The sequence below is a fragment of the Streptomyces sp. NPDC006314 genome (genome assembly GCF_040613075.1).
GTDB lineage: Bacteria > Actinomycetota > Actinomycetes > Streptomycetales > Streptomycetaceae > Streptomyces.
The window spans coordinates 178533-196172 of record NZ_JBEXRL010000004.1; the positions used below are offsets into that span (position 1 = coordinate 178533).

General features: G+C 70.8%; 18 protein-coding genes. 14 read left to right on the top strand and 4 right to left on the bottom strand.

The features are described from left to right. Positions 1 to 45: 45 nt before the first annotated feature. The 13 genes from ABZ079_RS08915 to ABZ079_RS08975 all read left to right on the top strand — a co-directional run bounded on the left by ABZ079_RS08915 (position 46) and on the right by ABZ079_RS08975 (position 11619). On the top strand, positions 46 to 1374 hold the full coding sequence (locus ABZ079_RS08915; RefSeq protein WP_356938729.1) for a hypothetical protein: 1329 nt from the start codon (positions 46 to 48) through the stop codon (positions 1372 to 1374). Positions 1375 to 1513: 139 nt separating this feature from the next. Then, the gene (locus ABZ079_RS08920) at positions 1514 to 2086 is read left to right on the top strand and encodes a GNAT family N-acetyltransferase (protein WP_356938730.1); all 573 of its coding nucleotides are present in this window, start codon (positions 1514 to 1516) and stop codon (positions 2084 to 2086) included. A 127-nt stretch (positions 2087 to 2213) separates the two neighbouring features. Continuing rightward, positions 2214 to 2297 carry a putative leader peptide gene (locus tag ABZ079_RS08925; protein WP_316248393.1) on the top strand — a complete coding sequence of 28 codons (84 nt, stop codon included), beginning with the start codon at positions 2214 to 2216 and terminating at the stop codon, positions 2295 to 2297. Between the two features lie 124 nt (positions 2298 to 2421). Further along, a complete protein-coding gene (locus ABZ079_RS08930) occupies positions 2422 to 4119 on the top strand; it encodes a nitrite/sulfite reductase (protein WP_356938731.1) in 1698 nt (565 codons plus the stop codon). After that, a complete protein-coding gene (locus ABZ079_RS08935) occupies positions 4116 to 4298 on the top strand; it encodes a hypothetical protein (RefSeq protein WP_356938732.1) in 183 nt (60 codons plus the stop codon). The genes ABZ079_RS08930 and ABZ079_RS08935 overlap by 4 nt, the downstream gene beginning before the upstream one ends. Further along, positions 4295 to 5005 carry a phosphoadenylyl-sulfate reductase gene (locus ABZ079_RS08940; RefSeq protein WP_356938733.1) on the top strand — a complete coding sequence of 237 codons (711 nt, stop codon included), beginning with the start codon at positions 4295 to 4297 and terminating at the stop codon, positions 5003 to 5005. Before ABZ079_RS08935 ends, ABZ079_RS08940 begins: the two co-directional genes overlap by 4 nt. Positions 5006 to 5031: 26 nt before the next feature. Next, entirely contained in the window at positions 5032 to 5568 is a 537-nt protein-coding gene (gene cysC / locus ABZ079_RS08945) for an adenylyl-sulfate kinase (protein WP_356938734.1), read from the top strand. Next, a complete protein-coding gene (gene cysD, locus ABZ079_RS08950; protein ID WP_356938735.1) occupies positions 5565 to 6500 on the top strand; it encodes a sulfate adenylyltransferase subunit CysD in 936 nt (311 codons plus the stop codon). Before cysC ends, cysD begins: the two co-directional genes overlap by 4 nt. A gap of 2 nt (positions 6501 to 6502) precedes the next feature. Then, a complete protein-coding gene (locus tag ABZ079_RS08955) occupies positions 6503 to 7837 on the top strand; it encodes a GTP-binding protein (protein ID WP_356938736.1) in 1335 nt (444 codons plus the stop codon). A 223-nt stretch (positions 7838 to 8060) separates the two neighbouring features. Then, positions 8061 to 9170: an aliphatic sulfonate ABC transporter substrate-binding protein gene (locus ABZ079_RS08960; RefSeq protein ID WP_356938737.1), complete on the top strand. Its 1110-nt coding sequence runs from the start codon at positions 8061 to 8063 to the stop codon at positions 9168 to 9170. A gap of 10 nt (positions 9171 to 9180) precedes the next feature. After that, entirely contained in the window at positions 9181 to 9984 is an 804-nt protein-coding gene (locus ABZ079_RS08965) for an ABC transporter ATP-binding protein (protein ID WP_356938738.1), read from the top strand. Then, complete coding sequence (locus ABZ079_RS08970; protein ID WP_356938739.1) at positions 9971 to 10861, top strand: ABC transporter permease; 891 nt, start codon at positions 9971 to 9973, stop codon at positions 10859 to 10861. Before ABZ079_RS08965 ends, ABZ079_RS08970 begins: the two co-directional genes overlap by 14 nt. 5 nt (positions 10862 to 10866) lie before the next feature. After that, positions 10867 to 11619, top strand: a complete 753-nt coding sequence (locus ABZ079_RS08975) for a sirohydrochlorin chelatase (protein ID WP_356938740.1) — start codon at positions 10867 to 10869, stop codon at positions 11617 to 11619. A 34-nt stretch (positions 11620 to 11653) separates the two neighbouring features. Here ABZ079_RS08975 and ABZ079_RS08980 read toward each other — a convergent pair whose 3' ends face one another. The 4 genes from ABZ079_RS08980 to ABZ079_RS08995 form a co-directional block, all read right to left on the bottom strand. After that, positions 11654 to 11977: a hypothetical protein gene (locus ABZ079_RS08980; protein WP_356938741.1), complete on the bottom strand. Its 324-nt coding sequence runs from the start codon at positions 11975 to 11977 to the stop codon at positions 11654 to 11656. 586 nt (positions 11978 to 12563) lie between these two features. Further along, a complete protein-coding gene (locus tag ABZ079_RS08985; RefSeq protein ID WP_356938742.1) occupies positions 12564 to 13205 on the bottom strand; it encodes a DsbA family protein in 642 nt (213 codons plus the stop codon). A gap of 10 nt (positions 13206 to 13215) precedes the next feature. Continuing rightward, positions 13216 to 14136, bottom strand: a complete 921-nt coding sequence (locus tag ABZ079_RS08990; protein ID WP_356938994.1) for a sigma-70 family RNA polymerase sigma factor — start codon at positions 14134 to 14136, stop codon at positions 13216 to 13218. 258 nt (positions 14137 to 14394) lie between these two features. Then, positions 14395 to 14946, bottom strand: a complete 552-nt coding sequence (locus ABZ079_RS08995) for a DUF1697 domain-containing protein (protein ID WP_356938743.1) — start codon at positions 14944 to 14946, stop codon at positions 14395 to 14397. A gap of 381 nt (positions 14947 to 15327) precedes the next feature. Here ABZ079_RS08995 and ABZ079_RS09000 point away from each other — a divergent pair, with 381 nt between their 5' ends. Continuing rightward, entirely contained in the window at positions 15328 to 17571 is a 2244-nt protein-coding gene (locus ABZ079_RS09000; protein ID WP_356938744.1) for an MMPL family transporter, read from the top strand. Positions 17572 to 17640 lie beyond the last annotated feature (69 nt).

The window sequence follows — 17640 nt, forward strand, 5'->3', positions numbered from 1 at the left end:
CAACGTACGGACCACCGGGCGCAGTTGGCCCACTCGGGAGGAGACATGAAGCATCGCGGCAGACACCGCCGGCGCAGACGGGGCGCGGCGCTGCGCGCGGTCCTGGCCGGGACCGCGCTGGCGCTCACCGCGGCCGCCACCGTGATCAGCGCGTCCCAGGCCCACGTGACCGGGGACCCGGGCGCGCTCAGACCGCTCTCCTCCCCGGCGGACACCGGGCCGCTCCGGCTCCAGGAGCACCTGGTCCGGGCCCGCTCCCTGAACCGGCTCTCCGCCGCGATGGGCCGTCCGGTCGGCGTGGCCGCCGTACTGAAGCGCACCGACCGCGGCATGCGCGAGGGTGACGACTGCTCCGCCGACGACCGCGCCTCCCTGCCCGTCGCCCCCGCCGCCACCCGCGCCTACTGCTGGGACCCGGCCGACGCCGCGTCCACCGCCTGGCGGCCGGCCTCGGTGACCGCCTCCGGCGACACCGACGACGGCGTCCGGGGCAGGCACCGGGTCGTGCTCACCGGCTGGACCCACAGCACCACCGGCCGCCCCGCCGAGCGCGGCCTCGCCCGGGTCGCCCTCGTCGACGCCGACGACCCCGCCCACCTCACCTACCGCTGGGTGCTGCTGGTGGTGCCGGTCCAGGGCGGCCGGGACTACCGGGGGCTGACCTCAGGCATCTCCGGTATGGTCCGGCACCAGAACAAGCTGCTGGTCACCACGTCCACCGGCAGCGCCGACGCACTCTACGTCTACGATCTCGACCGCATCCAGCGCACCACGATCGACGGCCCCGCGATCGGCCGGGTGCGCGGCGGCTGGTCCGCCGACGGCTACCGGTATGTGATGCCCGCGGTCGGCTCGTACCGCTTCACCTCCGGCCGCTGTACGGCCTCCGGGCCGCCCTGTCCCGGCGCGCTGGCCCTCGACCGCGGCACGGCACCCGACAGCCTGGTCGCCGCGGAGTGGACCCCGCCCGGCAGCGACCGGACGGCCCGGCTGTGGCGGTACGCGTTCAGCACGGACCCGGCGCGCAGGGGGCTGCTCGCCACGGATTCCGCGGGGCGGGTGGACGCGGTGGAGGCCTACCGGACCCGGGCGGCCGGAATCCGGGGGGTGCTGCCGTACCGGCAGGCCGGCACGGATGAACCGTCCTGGTATGTGGGACATCTGCCCAGCTCGCGGGACGGTCACGGCAGCCTGTGGCGGCAGGACAGCAAGGGGGCACGGGCCGTCCACTGCGGCGCGGACGCCTCGCGCCGCTGCTGGGCACGGGCGGCGGGCTCACTCTCTTACCGGCGGGAGACGGGCGAGGTGTGGTCGCTGTCGGACCGGATGCTCTTCTCCCTGCCGCTGGCCGCGCTCGACCGGTCGCTGGAGTGACCCCCCGCCCGACCGCCCCCTCACGCACTCCCCGCCCGGCCGGGCGCCGAGGCGGGCCCGCCGACGGGCGGTGCGGTGCCGTGAGCGGCGTGACCTGGTCGATCGACAGATCGGCCGACGGGATGATTCCCTGGCCCGCATGAGCAGCGTCCCCGTCACCACCTGGTCCCTGGAGCAGACGTCACCGGCCGACCTCCTGCCCGCGGCCGCACCCGAGGGCGGCGTCCGGATCGTCCGCGCCGAGGTCCCCTCCCCCGAGTTCAGCCGCTTCCTGTACGCCTCGGTCGGCGGCGACATCCGGTGGACGGACCGGCTGGGCTGGACCTACGCCGAGTGGCAGGAGTACGTGGACCGGCCCGGCGTGGAGACCTGGGTGGCCTACGACCGGGGTACCCCCGCCGGTTACGTCGAGCTGGACCCGCAGGACGAGGGTGTGGTCGAGATCGCCTACTTCGGTCTGATCCCCGCCTTCCGCGGCCGGCGCATCGGCGGCCACCTGTTGTCGTACGGCACGGCCCGCGCCTGGGATCTGGCCGAGCGGTGGCCGGGGCGTGCGCCGACGAAGCGGGTGTGGCTGCACACATGCAGCAAGGACGGCGAGTTCGCGATGGACAACTACCAGCGGCGCGGCTTCAAGCTGTTCGACACCAAGGTGGAGCTGGAGCCGGATGTGGCGGCGCCGGGGCCGTGGCCCGGCGCATACCCCGCGTGATCCGCCGGGACAAGCCTTCCCGCGACGCATGTGAGCGACAACACCCTTGTTCCACATTTCGGGACAAGGGTGTCCGCATGTTGGATAAAGCTGGACTGTGTCCAGATCGCCATGACAGGCTTCCGCCATGCCTGGAACTGGAATTGCCTTGGTGAGTCGGCGGCACGTCGACCTCGGCCGCATGTCCAGCGCCATCTGTCCGGCCGGCTGACGCCCAGCACCGCCGATCTTCCCGTAGCTGATTTCCCCTCGCGCAATGACGCGCCACCATGCCCGCACGCGCACGTATGCGCAGGTCAGAGCCGCTTTCCGCCTGTCCCGAAGGACGTAGAACCATGGCCGCCACCCCACAGAACCCCGCCGCCTCCGCGCCCCGCCGCAAGGTGAGCCGTCACCGCGGTGAGGGTCAGTGGGCCGTGGGTCACTTCACTCCGCTCAACGGCAACGAGCAGTTCAAGAAGGACGATGACGGTCTCAATGTGCGGACACGCATTGAGACGGTCTATTCCAAGCGCGGCTTCGACTCGATCGACCCGAACGACCTGCGCGGCCGGATGCGCTGGTGGGGGCTGTACACCCAGCGCAAGCCCGGGATCGACGGCGGCAAGACCGCGATCCTGGAGCCGGAGGAGCTGGACGACGAGTACTTCATGCTGCGGGTGCGGATCGACGGCGGGGCGCTGACGACGCGGCAGCTGCGGGTGATCGGCGAGATCTCGCAGGAGTTCGCGCGCGGCACCGCGGACATCACCGACCGGCAGAACGTCCAGTACCACTGGATCCGGATCGAGGACGTGCCCGAGATCTGGGACCGGCTGGAGAGTGTGGGCCTGTCCACGGTCACCGCGTGCGGTGACACCCCGCGTGTGATGATCGGCTCCCCCGTGGCGGGCATCGCCGAGGACGAGATCATCGACGCCACGCCGGCGCTGGAGGAGATGAAGCGCCGCGTCCTGAACAACAAGGCGTACTCGAACCTCCCGCGGAAGTTCAAGACGGCCATCTCGGGCTCACCGCTGCTGGACGTCGTGCACGAGATCAACGACGTCGCGTTCGTCGGCGTGCGGCACCCCGAGCACGGTCCGGGCTTCGACGTGTGGGTCGGCGGCGGTCTGTCCACCAACCCCAAGTTGGGCGTGCGGCTCGGCGCCTGGGTGCCGATCGACGAGGTCCCGGACGTCTACGAGGGCGTCATCTCGATCTTCCGCGACTACGGCTACCGGCGGCTGCGCAACCGCGCCCGGCTGAAGTTCCTCGTCGCCGACTGGGGCGCGGAGAAGTTCCGGCAGGTGCTGGAGGACGAGTATCTGAAGCACAAGCTGGTCGACGGGCCGGCTCCCGAGCAGCCGGTGCAGCAGTGGCGCGACCACATCGGTGTGCACCGGCAGCAGGACGGCCGCTTCTACGTCGGGTTCGCCCCGCGGGTCGGCCGCGTGGACGGCGCCACACTGACGAAGATCGCCGACCTCGCGGAGGCACACGGCTCGGGCCGGGTCCGCACCACCGTCGAGCAGAAGATGATCGTCCTCGACGTCGAGCAGGACAGGGTCGAGTCGCTGGTCGAGGGCCTGGAGGCGCTGGATCTCACCGCCCGGCCGTCCTCCTTCCGGCGCGGCACCATGGCCTGCACCGGCATCGAGTTCTGCAAGCTCGCCATCGTCGAGACCAAGCAGCGCGGTTCGCAGCTGATCGACGAACTGGAGCGCCGCCTGCCGGACTTCGACGAGCCGATCACCATCAACCTCAACGGCTGCCCGAACGCCTGCGCCCGTATCCAGGTCGCGGACATCGGCCTCAAGGGCCAGCTGGTCCTCGATGACCGGGGCGAGCAGGTCGAGGGCTACCAGGTGCACCTGGGCGGCGCCCTCGGCCTGGCGGCGGGCTTCGGCCGCAAGGTGCGCGGGCTGAAGGTCACCGCGGAGGAACTGCCCGACTACGTCGAGCGGGTCCTGAAGCGGTTCCAGGCCGAGCGCGAGGACGGCGAGCGGTTCGCCACGTGGGTTGCGCGAGCCTCTGAGGAGGCGCTGTCGTGAGCGAGCGGGCCGCACCGTTCCACTGCCCCTACTGCGGTGACGAGGACCTGCGTCCGCACGAGCAGGGCCACGGCGCCTGGGAATGCGGGTCATGCAACCGCGCATTCCAGCTGAAGTTCCTCGGGCTGCTCGCCCGGGGCCTTCAGCGAGCCGACAACGGAGGGGACGATCGCATATGACGACGGCTCAGGAAGAGCGTACGGCCGAGGAGTTGAAGGCGCTCGCCGAGCAGGCGGGCCGCGATCTGGAGGACGCCTCCGCCCTGGAGATCCTCCAGTGGGCGGTGGACACCTTCGGCAAGAGGTTCTGCGTGACCTCCTCCATGGAGGACGCCGTGGTCGCCCACCTCGCCTCCCGCGTGCTCAAGGGCGTCGACGTGGTCTTCCTCGACACCGGCTACCACTTCCCGGAGACCATCGGCACCCGGGACGCCGTCGAGGCCGTGATGGACGTCAACGTCATCACCCTCACACCGAGGCAGACGGTCGCCGAGCAGGACGCCCAGTACGGCGCGAAGCTGCACGACCGCGACCCGGACCTGTGCTGCAAGCTGCGCAAGGTCCAGCCCCTGGAAGAGGGCCTGAAGGGCTACCGGGCGTGGGCGACGGGCCTGCGCCGCGACGAGTCCCCGACCCGGGCGAACACCCCGGTCGTCGGCTGGGACGAGAAGCGGCAGAAGGTCAAGGTCTCCCCGATCGCCCGCTGGAGCCAGGACGACGTGGACGCGTACATCGCCGAACACGGCGTGCTCACCAACCCGCTGCTGATGGACGGTTACCCGTCCATCGGCTGCGCCCCGTGCACCCGGAGGGTTCTGGAGGGCGAGGACGCGCGTGCCGGCCGCTGGGCGGGCCGCGCCAAGACCGAGTGCGGGCTGCACGGATGACGAACGACTCGAATCAGGAGAACCACGTGACGACCGGAGCCACCGTCTGGCTCACGGGTCTGCCGAGCGCCGGCAAGACCACCATCGCGTACGAGCTGGCCGGCCGGCTGCGTGCCGAGGGCCACCGTGTCGAGGTGCTCGACGGCGACGAGATCCGCGAGTTCATCTCGGCGGGCCTCGGCTTTTCCCGGGAGGACCGGCACACCAACGTGCAGCGCATCGGCTTCGTCGCCGAACTGCTCGCCCGTAACGGTGTCAAGGCGCTGGTCCCGGTGATCGCGCCGTACACGGACAGCCGGGACGCGGTGCGCAAGCGGCACGAGGAGAACGGGACGCCGTACCTGGAGATCCACGTGGCGACCCCGGTCGAGGTGTGCAGCGAACGCGATGTGAAGGGCCTGTACGCCAAGCAGGCCTCGGGCGAACTGTCCGGGCTCACGGGGGTCGACGACCCGTACGAGGAGCCGGAGGCGCCCGATCTGCGGATCGAATCGCAGCACCAGACGGTTCAGGAGTCCGCCGCGTCCGTGCACGCACTGCTGAGCGAGAGGGGACTGGCATGACCACGATCGTCAAGGTCGAGGAGGGCACGGACAGCCCGTACGCGCTCTCGCACCTGGACGCGCTGGAGTCCGAGGCGGTGCACATCTTCCGCGAGGTTGCGGGCGAGTTCGAGAACCCGGTGATCCTGTTCTCCGGTGGCAAGGACTCCATCGTCATGCTGCATCTCGCGCTGAAGGCCTTCGCCCCGGCCGCGATCCCCTTCTCCCTGCTCCATGTGGACACGGGACACAACTTCCCCGAAGTACTGGAGTACCGGGACCGTGTGGTGGCCGCACATGGGTTGCGCCTCCATGTGGCCTCCGTCCAGGACTACATCGACCGGGGTGTGCTCAAGGAACGTCCCGACGGCACCCGCAACCCGCTCCAGACCCTCCCGCTGACGGAGAAGATCCAGAGCGAGAAGTTCGACGCCGTCTTCGGCGGCGGACGCCGCGACGAGGAGAAGGCCCGCGCCAAGGAACGCGTCTTCTCCCTGCGCGACGAGTTCTCCCAGTGGGACCCGCGCCGTCAGCGCCCCGAGCTGTGGAACCTCTACAACGGCCGCCACGCCCCCGGCGAGCACGTCCGCGTCTTCCCGCTGTCCAACTGGACCGAGCTGGACGTGTGGCAGTACATCGCCCGTGAGGGCATCGAGCTGCCGGAGATCTACTTCGCGCACGAGCGTGAGGTGTTCCAGCGGGGCGGCATGTGGCTGACCGCCGGTGAGTGGGGCGGTCCGAAGGACAGCGAGACCGTCGTCAAGCGCCTGGTCCGCTACCGCACCGTCGGTGACATGTCCTGCACGGGTGCCGTCGACTCCGACGCGACCACGCTGGACGCGGTGATCGCCGAGATCGCCGCATCCCGGCTCACCGAACGGGGCGCGACCCGCGCCGACGACAAGCTCTCCGAGGCCGCGATGGAAGACCGCAAGCGCGAGGGGTACTTCTAAGCATGACCACGACGACGACCGAGGCACTCTCGGCCACCACCCTGCTGCGGTTCGCCACCGCCGGCTCCGTCGACGACGGCAAGTCCACCCTCGTCGGGCGGCTGCTGCACGACTCCAAGTCGATCCTCACCGACCAGCTGGAGGCGGTGGAGCGCGCCTCGGCGAGCCGTGGGCAGGAGGGCCCGGACCTCGCACTGCTCACCGACGGCCTGCGCGCCGAGCGCGAGCAGGGCATCACCATCGACGTGGCCTACCGCTACTTCGCCACGCCCCGCCGCCGGTTCATCCTGGCCGACACGCCCGGACACGTGCAGTACACCCGCAACATGGTGACGGGTGCGTCCACGGCCGAGCTGACGGTGATCCTGGTGGACGCCCGCAACGGCGTGGTCGAGCAGACCCGCCGGCACGCGGCCATCGCCGCCCTGCTCCGCGTCCCGCACGTCGTCCTCGCCGTCAACAAGATGGACCTCGTCCGGTACGAGGAGAAGGTGTTCGCCGCGATCGCGGAGGAGTTCACGGCGTACGCGACCGAGCTGGGCGTCCCCGAGGTCACCGCGATCCCGATCTCGGCGCTCGCCGGTGACAACGTGGTGGAGCCCTCCGCGAACATGGACTGGTACGGCGGCCCGACCGTGCTGGAGCACCTGGAGACCGTGCCGGTCAGCCACGACCTGGCGCACTGCCACGCCCGCCTGCCCGTGCAGTACGTCATCCGGCCGCAGACCACCGAGCACCCGGACTACCGGGGCTACGCGGGCCAGATCGCGGCCGGCACCTTCCGGGTCGGCGAGGAGGTCACGGTCCTGCCGTCCGGGCGGACCACGAGGATCTCCGGCATCGACCTGCTCGGCGAGCCGGTCGACGTGGCGTGGACGACGCAGTCGGTGACGGTCCTGCTGGAGGACGACATCGACGTCTCGCGCGGCGACCTGATCGTACCGACGAAGGACGCGCCGGCCACCACCCAGGACGTGGAGGCGACCGTCTGCCACGTCGCCGACGCGCCGCTCACCGTCGGCCACCGGGTGCTGCTCAAGCACGGCACCCGCACGGTCAAGGCGATCGTCAAGGACATCCCGTCCCGGCTCACGCTCGACGACCTGTCCCTGCACCCGCACCCGGGACAGCTCATCGCCAACGACATCGGCCGCGTGAAGATCCGTACCGCCGAGCCGCTGCCGGTCGACGCCTACTCCGACTCGCGGCGCACCGGCTCGTTCATCCTGATCGATCCGAACGACGGCACCACGCTCACCGCGGGCATGGTCGGCGAGTCGTTCGCGTCCCCCGAGCCGGTCACCGACGCGTCCGAGGAAGACGGTTGGGACTTCTGAGCATGCAGACGACCGATTTCTACTCGATGTTCGCGAAGGAGGGCGGCCGCGTCGGCAGCGGCGCCCTCGGCAGCGGGCAGGGCGGGGTGGCGCGATGTGTGCGTTGACGTACGCGCACCGCTTGCGCGCCCTCACCCCCCACCGCCGTGAACGAAGACCTGCCGACTTCCCGGCCACGACCTGAGAGACCGTGACCGCCGGGCCAACGAGAGGAAAGCCTCCCGTGCCTGCCAACCGCTCCACACTCCTTCGCCGCGGGATGACCGCGCTCGCCGCACTTCCCCTGCTCGCGCTCGCCGCCTGCGGTTACGGCTCCGAGGCCAAGGACGACAACACCGCCAAGGTCGCCGCCGGGGCCAAGAAGATCGACGGGCTCGGCTCCGTCAAGATCGGCTACTTCGGCAATCTGACCCACGCCACCGCGCTGGTCGGCAAACAGAAGGGCTTCTTCCAGAAGGAGCTGGGCGCCACTCACGCCGATTACCAGTTGTTCAATGCCGGTCCGTCCGAGATCGAGGCGATCAACTCGGGCTCGATCGACATCGGCTGGATCGGCCCGTCCCCGGCGATCAACGGCTACACCAAGTCCGACGGCAGGAGCCTGCGCATCATCGGCGGTTCGGCGTCGGGCGGTGTGAAGCTTGTCGTCAACCCGAAGAAGATCAAGTCCCTGAAGGACGTCGAGGGCAAGAAGATCGCGACGCCGCAGCTCGGCAACACGCAGGACGTGGCGTTCCTCAACTGGGTGGCCGAGCAGGGCTGGAGGGTCGACGCGCAGAGCGGCAGGGGTGATGTGTCGGTCGTCCGCACCGACAACAAGGTGACCCCGGACGCGTTCAAGGCCGGTTCCGTCGACGGTGCCTGGGTGCCGGAGCCGACCGCGTCGAAGCTGGTCGCCGAGGGCGGCAAGGTGCTGCTGGACGAGGCGTCGCTGTGGCCGGACAAGAAGTTCGTGATCACGAACATCATCGTGCGGCAGGCGTTCCTCAAGGAGCACCCGAAGGCGGTCGAGGCCGTCCTGAGGGCCTCGGCCGAGGCCAACAAGTGGATCAACGCCAACCCGGACGAGGCGAAGGCCGCCGCGAACAAGCAGCTGGAGTCGGACTCCGGCAAAGCGCTGCCGGCCGACGTCCTGGACCCGGCGTGGAAGTCCATCCAGTTCACCGACGACCCACTGGCCGCCACCCTCAGCACCGAGGCGGAGCACGCGGTCAAGGCCGGCCTGCTGGAGGAGCCGAAGCTGGAGGGCATCTATGACCTCACCCTCCTGAACAAGGTCCGCAAGGCCGAGGGCGAGGCCGCCGTCGACGACGCCGGCCTCGGCGTCAAGTAACCCGTAGCCGATGAGTTCCCAGGAGGTGACGACCATGGCCACGACCTTCGCCAAGGCGGCCGAGTCCGTGGAGCAGGCGGCGCGTATCGAGCACGTCTCGAAGTCGTTCGCGGGACCGGGGGGGCAGCAACTCGTGCTGGACGACATCAGCCTCGATGTCGCGCCGGGTGAGTTCGTCACCCTCCTGGGGGCCTCGGGCTGCGGGAAGTCGACCCTGCTGAACCTGGTGGCGGGTCTCGACCAGCCCTCCGCGGGCAGCATCACGACCGACGGGCGTCCGGCTCTGATGTTCCAGGAGCACGCCCTGTTCCCGTGGTTGACCGCGGGCAAGAACATCGAACTCGCCCTCAGGCTCCAGGGGGTTCCGAAGAACGAGCGGCGCGGCAAGGCCGAGGAACTGCTCGAACTCGTCCGGCTGCAGGGCTCGTACGGCAAGCGGGTGCACGAGCTGTCCGGCGGTATGCGGCAGCGCGTGGCCATGGCCCGCGCGCTCGCCCAGGACAGCCAGCTGCTGCTCATGGACGAGCCGTTCGCGGCGCTGGACGCGATCACCCGCGACCTGCTGCACGACGAACTGACCCGCATCTGGGAGGAGACGGGCCTGTCCGTCCTGTTCGTCACGCACAACGTGCGCGAGGCGGTGCGGCTGGCCCAGCGGGTCGTGCTGCTGTCGTCCCGCCCGGGCCGGGTGGCCCGCGAGTGGCAGGTGGACATCCCGCAGCCACGACGCATCGAGGACGCGCCGGTCGCCGAACTGTCCCTCGAGATCACCGAAGTCCTGCGTGGGGAGATCCGCCGTCATGGCCAGCACTGACACGACGAAGGCCGTCCTGCAGGACGCCGCGAGCGTCGAGGCGGGCCTGGATGCCCTGGAGGCCGGTGTCGTCGGCCGGACGCCGTTCCGGCAGGTCTTCACCGGCAAGATCCTGCCGCCGATCGTCGCCACCGCGGTGGTGCTGGTGCTGTGGCAGGCGCTGATCTCGTTCAAGATCGTCGACGACCCGACGAAGCTGCCCTCCCCCGCCGACGTGGGCGACGAGTTCAAGGACGCCTGGCTGGAAGGCAAGCTGCTCGGCTACATCTGGACCAGCGTCTCGCGCGGTCTGCTGGGCTTCCTGTTCGCGCTGGCCATCGGCACCCCGCTGGGCCTGCTGGTGGCCCGGGTGAAGTTCTTGCGTGCGGCCATCGGCCCGGTGCTGTCCGGTCTGCAGTCGCTGCCGTCGGTGGCGTGGGTGCCGCCGGCCGTGATCTGGCTGGGCCTGGACAACAAGATGATGTACGCGGTGATCCTGCTCGGCGCCGTGCCGTCCATCGCCAACGGCCTGGTCTCCGGCATCGACCAGGTGCCGCCGCTGTTCCTGCGGGCGGGCCGCACGATGGGCGCGACGGGTCTGAGGGGCGCCTGGCACATCGTCCTGCCGGCCGCGCTGCCCGGCTATCTGGCGGGTCTGAAGCAGGGCTGGGCCTTCTCCTGGCGCTCGCTGATGGCGGCCGAGATCATCGCCTCCTCCCCCGACCTGGGCATCGGTCTGGGCGCCCTGCTGGAGAACGGCCGCAACGCCAGCTCCATGTCCATGGTCTTCGAAGCGATCTTCCTGATCCTTTTCGTCGGCATCGCCATCGACCTGCTGATCTTCAGTCCGCTGGAGCGGTGGGTGCTGCGCAGCCGCGGCCTGCTGGTGAAGAGCTGACGTCCATGCACAGCAAGCCCGTCCTCCTCGTCATCGCCCACGGCAGCCGCGATCCGCGGCACGCCGCGACCGTGCACGCCCTCGTGGAGCGGGTACGGTCGCTGCGGCCGGGCCTGCGCGTGGAGACAGGCTTCCTGGACTTCAACGTCCCGTCGGTGCCGGGGGCGTTGGAGTCGTTGGCGGCGGATGGCGTACGGGACGTCGTCACCCTGCCGCTGCTGCTGACCCGCGCGTTCCACGCCAAGGCCGACATTCCCGCCGTGCTGCGGGAGGCGCCGGCGCGGCTGCGGGTCCGGCAGGCGGGGGTGCTCGGCCCGTCCCCGCTGCTGCTGTCGGCGCTGGAACGGCGCTTGTACCAGGCGGGGTTGACGCCCGCCGACAAGTCCTCGACCGGGGTCGTGCTGGCCTCGGCGGGGTCCACCGACCCGGAGGCGATCGCAGTGATCGCCGACATCGCGCGGGAGTGGTGGCACACCGGTTGGTGTGCCGTGCGGCCTGCGTTCGCCTCCGCTGGCTCTCCCGCGGGGTTCCCCCGTACCGAGGACGCCGTACGGGAACTGCGTGCCCTCGGTTGTGAGCGGGTCGCCGTCGCGCCGTACGTCCTGGCCCCCGGCTTCCTGCCGGACCGTATCGCGCGGGGCGCGGCCGGGGCGGACGTGCTGGCGGACGTGCTGGGTCCGGCCCCGGAGGTGGCGCGGGTGCTGCTGGGACGCTACGACGCCGCCGTCCGGCCGGCCCTCGCGGCCCTCGGCGCCTGACGAGGGCCGTCGCGCCCGTGCCGGCTCGGGCCGGTCACAGGTCGAGGGCGTACGTGAGCTGCTGGGTGAAGGTGAGGCTGCCGGTGCCGGCCGCCGCCCTGATGGCGATGTTCTCCAGCGCGGAACGGATCCGGCCCCGGTTGGGCGGCAGGCCGTCCTCGGCGGACAACGCCAGCTCGCGCTGGATGATCTCGCCCTGGCCGACCAGCTCGGGGTACTCGGCGCGCAGCGTCTCGGTGAGCCGGTCGGCGATGTCCATCAGCGTCTCCAGGTCCAGGGCGCGGTTGCCCGTGCGGGCCCGGCCGTGGTCGCCGAAGCCGACCGGCCCGTTGACATTTCCGGAGTGGTACGTGCTCATGTGCTGTCCTCGCTTCTGGCCCTCAGGGCGCTGGGGGGTCCTGAGCGGCTGTCGGGGTCTGGGTGCTCTGCGGCTTCGGTGCGGGCGCGTCCGGGGGCGGTGACGTTACCGATGCCGGCGGTCCGCTCACGGATGGCCTGCAGGCGTTGTCGTGGGGGTGACGTCGGGTGGACCGCGGTCGGGGCCCTTTCGTGGGCCCGATGCCGTGGACGGCCGGGTTGGCGCCCAGTAGGCCGAAAATCGCCACCGTCCGGGTGACCGGTGTGCGTTGCCCGGGCGCTGGATGCCACCGGGGAAGCTGAGCGGTGCGCCCGTGTGAAGGCCATGGCCTGCCCGTCTCCCTCATCCGTCCCGCTGCGGCCGTTCCGCGCGCTTCAGCCTAGGAACAGCGTGCGGGATTTTCGCGGAGTTCGGCGAGCCGGGCCATCCGGGAGCGGGTACGTGGTAACGGCCCCCACGCTCCGGCGTTCCCCTGTGACGTCGGACCGCGGGGGCTCTTCGTTCTGCGCCGGTCACGGCCCGCGTGTCACACGTGCGGCGAGAACTCCGCGCCGGAGGGACACTTATCGGCCAACCCGTCCTCCGATCAGTCGAAGCGGAGGCCGCGGGTGCGGGTGCGCTTGAGTTCGAAGAAGTCGGGGTGCCTGGCCAACACCCGCACGCTGTCGAAGAGTTCTGCCGCCTCGGTGCCACGCGGAACGGCACGCAGCACCGGCCCGAACCACACCGTGCCGTCGACGTGGAGGGTGGGTGTGCCCACGTAGCCGCCCGACTCCGGCTCGGCCCAGGCCGTGTGGCTGCGGCGCACCGCGTCGTCGTACGCGGGGTCGTGGGCGGCGGCCGCCAGGCCGGCGGACAGGCCCAGCTCGGCCAGCGCCTCGGTGACCACCAGGTCGAAGTCCTTGATCCCGTTCTCGTGGATCCGGCTCCCGAAAGCGGTGTACAGGTCGCGCAGCACCTTCTCGCCGTGCAGTTCCGCGGCGGCCGCGGCCACCCGCACCGGCCCGATCGAGCGGTCGACCAAGTCCCGGTACCAGTCGGGGAGTTCATTGCCGACGTTGTGCAGGTACAGGCTCATCACATGGAACCGCAGGTCGAGCGGGCGCAGCCGCTCGACCTCCAGCAGCCAGCGGGAGGTGATCCAGGCGAAGGGGCAGGCCGGGTCGAAGGAGAAGTCGACCCGGGTCGGGGCGGGACGGGGGGAGGTGCGGCTGAGGCTGTGCGTCATGGCGGCGACGCTAGTCCGGCGATGGCGCAGAGTCCCGGCCCATTCTCCGACCCTTTCCATGCCCCATTCCATGGGCTGATCCCGCTCGGCGGCCGGCGCCCACGACCCCGATCTCCGTCTCGCGCAGGCGGTCCGGCTCCGCCACGACGTCGATCCGGGTGATCAGGTTGTCTGTGCCGAAGGTGAAGGCCAGGACCAGGCGTGGGCGACCGTGCGGCGCCATGACCAGGCCGATCCGGCCGTCGAGCAGGGCGGTCCCGGTGAACCGGGCGCGGGCCATGGCGGCCATCGCCCCGCGGGCGACGGGCCCGGCGCCCTGGACGGTGATCGGTTCGGGTGTGGGCACGACCAGCGCGTCGGCGTGCAGCACGACGTCCGGGTCCAGCAGGGCGACCAGGGCCGTGAAGTCACCGCCGCGGGTCGCGGCCAGGAACGCCTCGACGGCCGCACGACGGCGCCCGGCGTCGGCGGCGGCCACGGGCGGGCGGCCCTGCACCCGGCGTCGGGCGCGGCTGGCCAGTTGCCGGGTGGCGGCCGGGGCCTTCCCGATCAGCGGGGCGATCTCGTCGAAGGGCACCGCGAACATGTCGTGCAGCACGAAGGCGACCCGCTCGGCCGGGCCCAGGGTGTCGAGGACGACCAGCAGCGCGACGCCGACCTCGTCGGCGAGCAGGGCCTCGCGTACGGGGTCGCCGGCCTCGGGGTCCGCGGCCCGTGGCTCGTCCGCGCTGTCGTAGGCGTCGAAGAACTCCTCGCGCCGGTTGCGGCGGGCCCGCAGCAGGTTCAGGCAGACCCGGGTGACCACGGTGGTCAGCCAGCCGGTGAGGTTCTCGACCGCCTCGATGTCGGCCTGCCGGGCCCGCAGCCAGGCCTCCTGCAGGGCGTCGTCGGCCTCGGCGGCCGAGCCGAGCAGCCGGTACGCCACGGCCATGAGGTGGGTCCGGTCCGTCTCGAACCGCTCGGCCAGCCGCCGGCCGGCATCCCCCGTGAAGTCGTCCACCGTTCCCCCGTCCCCTTCGTACGCGCGTCGGCCGCGAGCGGCCCGGCACCGGGCCGTATCAACCGCCTTGTGGTGCGGCCTTGCCGGCCATGGCGACCGGCTCCGCGACCGGCAGGGATTCGACCGCCCGGCGCTGCGGGCCCCGCGCTCAGATCGTCTCGCACACGGCCGGATCCGGTCCGCGGACCGTCACGCTCCCGGAGCCGTCAGCTCGACCAGCTTGAGCACGGTGTTCCAGTTCCGGGTCGTGGCGATCAGCCCCTTGGTGATCCGGGGGCGGGCCAGCACCTCGGCGAGCCTGGAGCGGCCGAGGCCGTCCGGGGCGTACAGGTACAGGCAGCGGTCGCCGAGCCGGAACTCCTCGGGGAGGTGGGCGGCCGGGTCGATCCGAGCGAAACGGTCCGGGGTGACGGGTAGGGAGAAGTACGTGACGTGCAGTTGCTTGGGCTCCAGGCCGGTGGCCGGGAAGGGGCAGGCCTCGGCGACCGCCTTCAGATAGGGGTGGTCGCGCACGAGCACGTCGACCGGGAACCCGAAGCGTTCCTCGATCGCCCGGGTCAGCTCCGCCGCCAGGGACTCGGCGTCGCCCCGGTCGGCGGTGAAGACGGCCTGACCGCTCTGCAGATGGGTACGGACGCCGGTGTGGCCGAGGCCGGTGATGAGCGCGCGCAGATCGGCCATGGGGAGCTTCTTGCCGCCGCCGACGTTGATTCCGCGCAGCAGCGCCGCATAGGTCGTCATCCGGCCAGCCTAGAGCGGTCGTCGTGCCCCGTGGGGGTGGGCACGACGACCGCGCCCGGCGTGCGCCGGGTTGCGCGAAACTCTGGCCGATCAGCCGGGCGCGGATCAACTCCTACACGCAGCTGTGACTTGTTCAACAAGCTTTCGTCGTCACAAAGTGGATCTCTGTCGGCGGACCGGACACGGGTATCCCTGAGGCGCGTCCCGGAGAACCACCGATAGATGTAAGGGGCCGTCGTCCTCCCCAGCGGTGACCCGGGCCCGCCGTACTTCACCGGGCAGCACGACGAGACGTCGTCATCGGGCCCATAGCGTCGAAGCGGAGCAAGCGAAGACGTGGCGGCAGGGGGCCGTCACCGCACACGAGGGGGCATACCCGTCATGGGGAACACAGAGGTGCGGGGGCTGGCCGCCCGCGCCGGCGGCTGGAGCGCCCGGCACCGCTGGGCGGCCGTCGGCATATGGGTGCTGTTCGTCGTTCTGGCGATGGGGCTGGGCTCGGCGGCGGGCCGGGTCGACGTGGAGGAGAGCGACCAGCTCAAGGGCGAGACCCACACCGCGGCACGGATCATCGACGACGCGGGGATCGAGGAGCCGGCCGGAGAGACCGTCCTGATCCAGTCAAAGAGCGGCGCCGTCAAGGCCACGAGCGGCGAGTTCCGGGCCGCCGTCGCCGATGTCGTCAAGGCCGTCGACGGCACCGGGAAGGTCACCGACGTGACCTCGCCGTACGACACACACACCATCTCCCGAGACGGCCGCAGCGCGTTGGTGCAGTTCGACGTGCGCGGCGACGCGGAGACGGCCGCCGACCGGATCGAGCCGGTGCTGGACGCCGTCGCCGCGGTGCAGAAGGAGCACGGCTCGCTGCGGATCGAGGAGATCGGCGGCGCCAGCATGCAGAAGCAGTACAAGGACGCCTTCGGGAACGACTTCCAGAAGGCCGAGTACTCGGCCGTGCCGGTGGCCCTCGGCATCCTGCTGATCGCCTTCGGGGCGCTGGTGGCGGCGCTGCTGCCGGTGGCCCTCGCGATCACCGCCATCATGGCGACGATGGGCCTGATGGGTATCGTCAGCCATCTCCAGCCGATGAGCGACACCGCCAACTCCGTGATGCTGCTGGTCGGTATGGCCGTCGGCGTCGACTACTGCCTGTTCTACCTGCGCCGTGAGCGGGAGGAGCGGGCCGCCGGGCGGGACGCGAGCACCGCGCTCAGGATCGCCGCCGCCACCAGTGGCCGGGCGATCGTCGTCTCCGGCGTCACCGTGTGTGTCGCGATGGCGGGCATGCTGTTCACCGGGCTCGCCGAGTTCGAGGCGATGGGCCTGGCCTCCCTGATGGTGGTGGCGGTCGCCATGGTCGGGTCGGTGACGGTACTGCCCGCACTGCTGTCGCTGCTCGGCGAGCGGGTCGAGAAGGGCCGGTTGCCGTTCCTGCGGCGCCGGCGACGGCAGCACGGCACCGATGGCGGGAGCCGGTTCTGGACGGCCGTGCTGCGGGGCGTGCTGGCCAAGCCGCTGGTCTCCGTCCTCGTCGCGGCCGGCGTACTGCTGGCGATCGCCGCGCCCGCGCTCGGCATGAAGACCCAGCAGCTCACCCTGGACCAGGAGTTCGGCGACTCGCTGCCGATCGTGCAGACCTACAACCGCATCAACGACGCCTTCCCGGGCGGCAGCGAACCGGCCCAGGTCGTCGTCAAGGCCAAGGACATCAACGCCCCCGCAGTGCGCCAGGCACTGGCCGACTTCAAGAAGGAGGCGATCGCCTCGGGCGCCTCGCGCGGTCCGGTCGACATCAGACTGCACGACGCGCAGAACGTGGCCCTGGTGTCCGTGCCGCTGGTCGGCGGCTCCGACATGGACAAGGCGACGGAGAGTCTCGAGAAGCTGCGCGACGAGGTGCGACCCGCCACGCTCGGCAAGGTCGACGGTGTGCAGGCGCCGGTCACCGGACAGGTCGCGGGCAACCACGACTTCAACGACCAGTTGATGGGTTCGGTCGTCCCGGTCTTCGCCTTCGTGGTCGTCTTCGCCTTCCTCCTGATGCTGCTGTCTTTCCGCTCACTGACCATCGCGATCACCTCGATCGTGCTCAACCTGCTGTCGGTGGCCGCCGCGTACGGCATCCTCGTCGCCGTCTTCCAGCACGGCTGGGGTGCCTCGCTGGTGGGCGCGGAGGGGGTCGGCGCGATCGTGACCTGGCTGCCGTTGTTCCTCTTCGTGATCCTGTTCGGACTGTCCATGGACTACCACGTGTTCGTGGTCTCCCGGATCCGCGAGGCCCGGCTGCGTGGCCGTGACACCAAGGACGCGATCCGGCACGGCGTGGTCACCACGGCCGGGGTCGTCACCAGCGCCGCGGTCATCATGGTCGCCGTGTTCGCGATCTTCGGCACGCTGTCCATGCAGTCCATGAAGCAGATGGGCGTGGGCCTGGCAGCGGCCGTCCTCATCGACGCGACGGTCATCCGCGGGGTGCTGCTGCCTGCGGTGATGGCGCTGCTCGGCGAGCGCAACTGGTACCTGCCCAGGTGGCTGCACCGGCTGCCGGACCTCACCCACGACGAGGCGCCCGAGGCGATCGCGCGGCCCGTGCGCGAGGAGGGCGAGCGGCTGACGGTCTGATTCCGCCCGTCGACACAGGGCCCTTCGGTTCTCCCGGGAACCGAGGGGCCCTGTTCCATCCTCTGACCA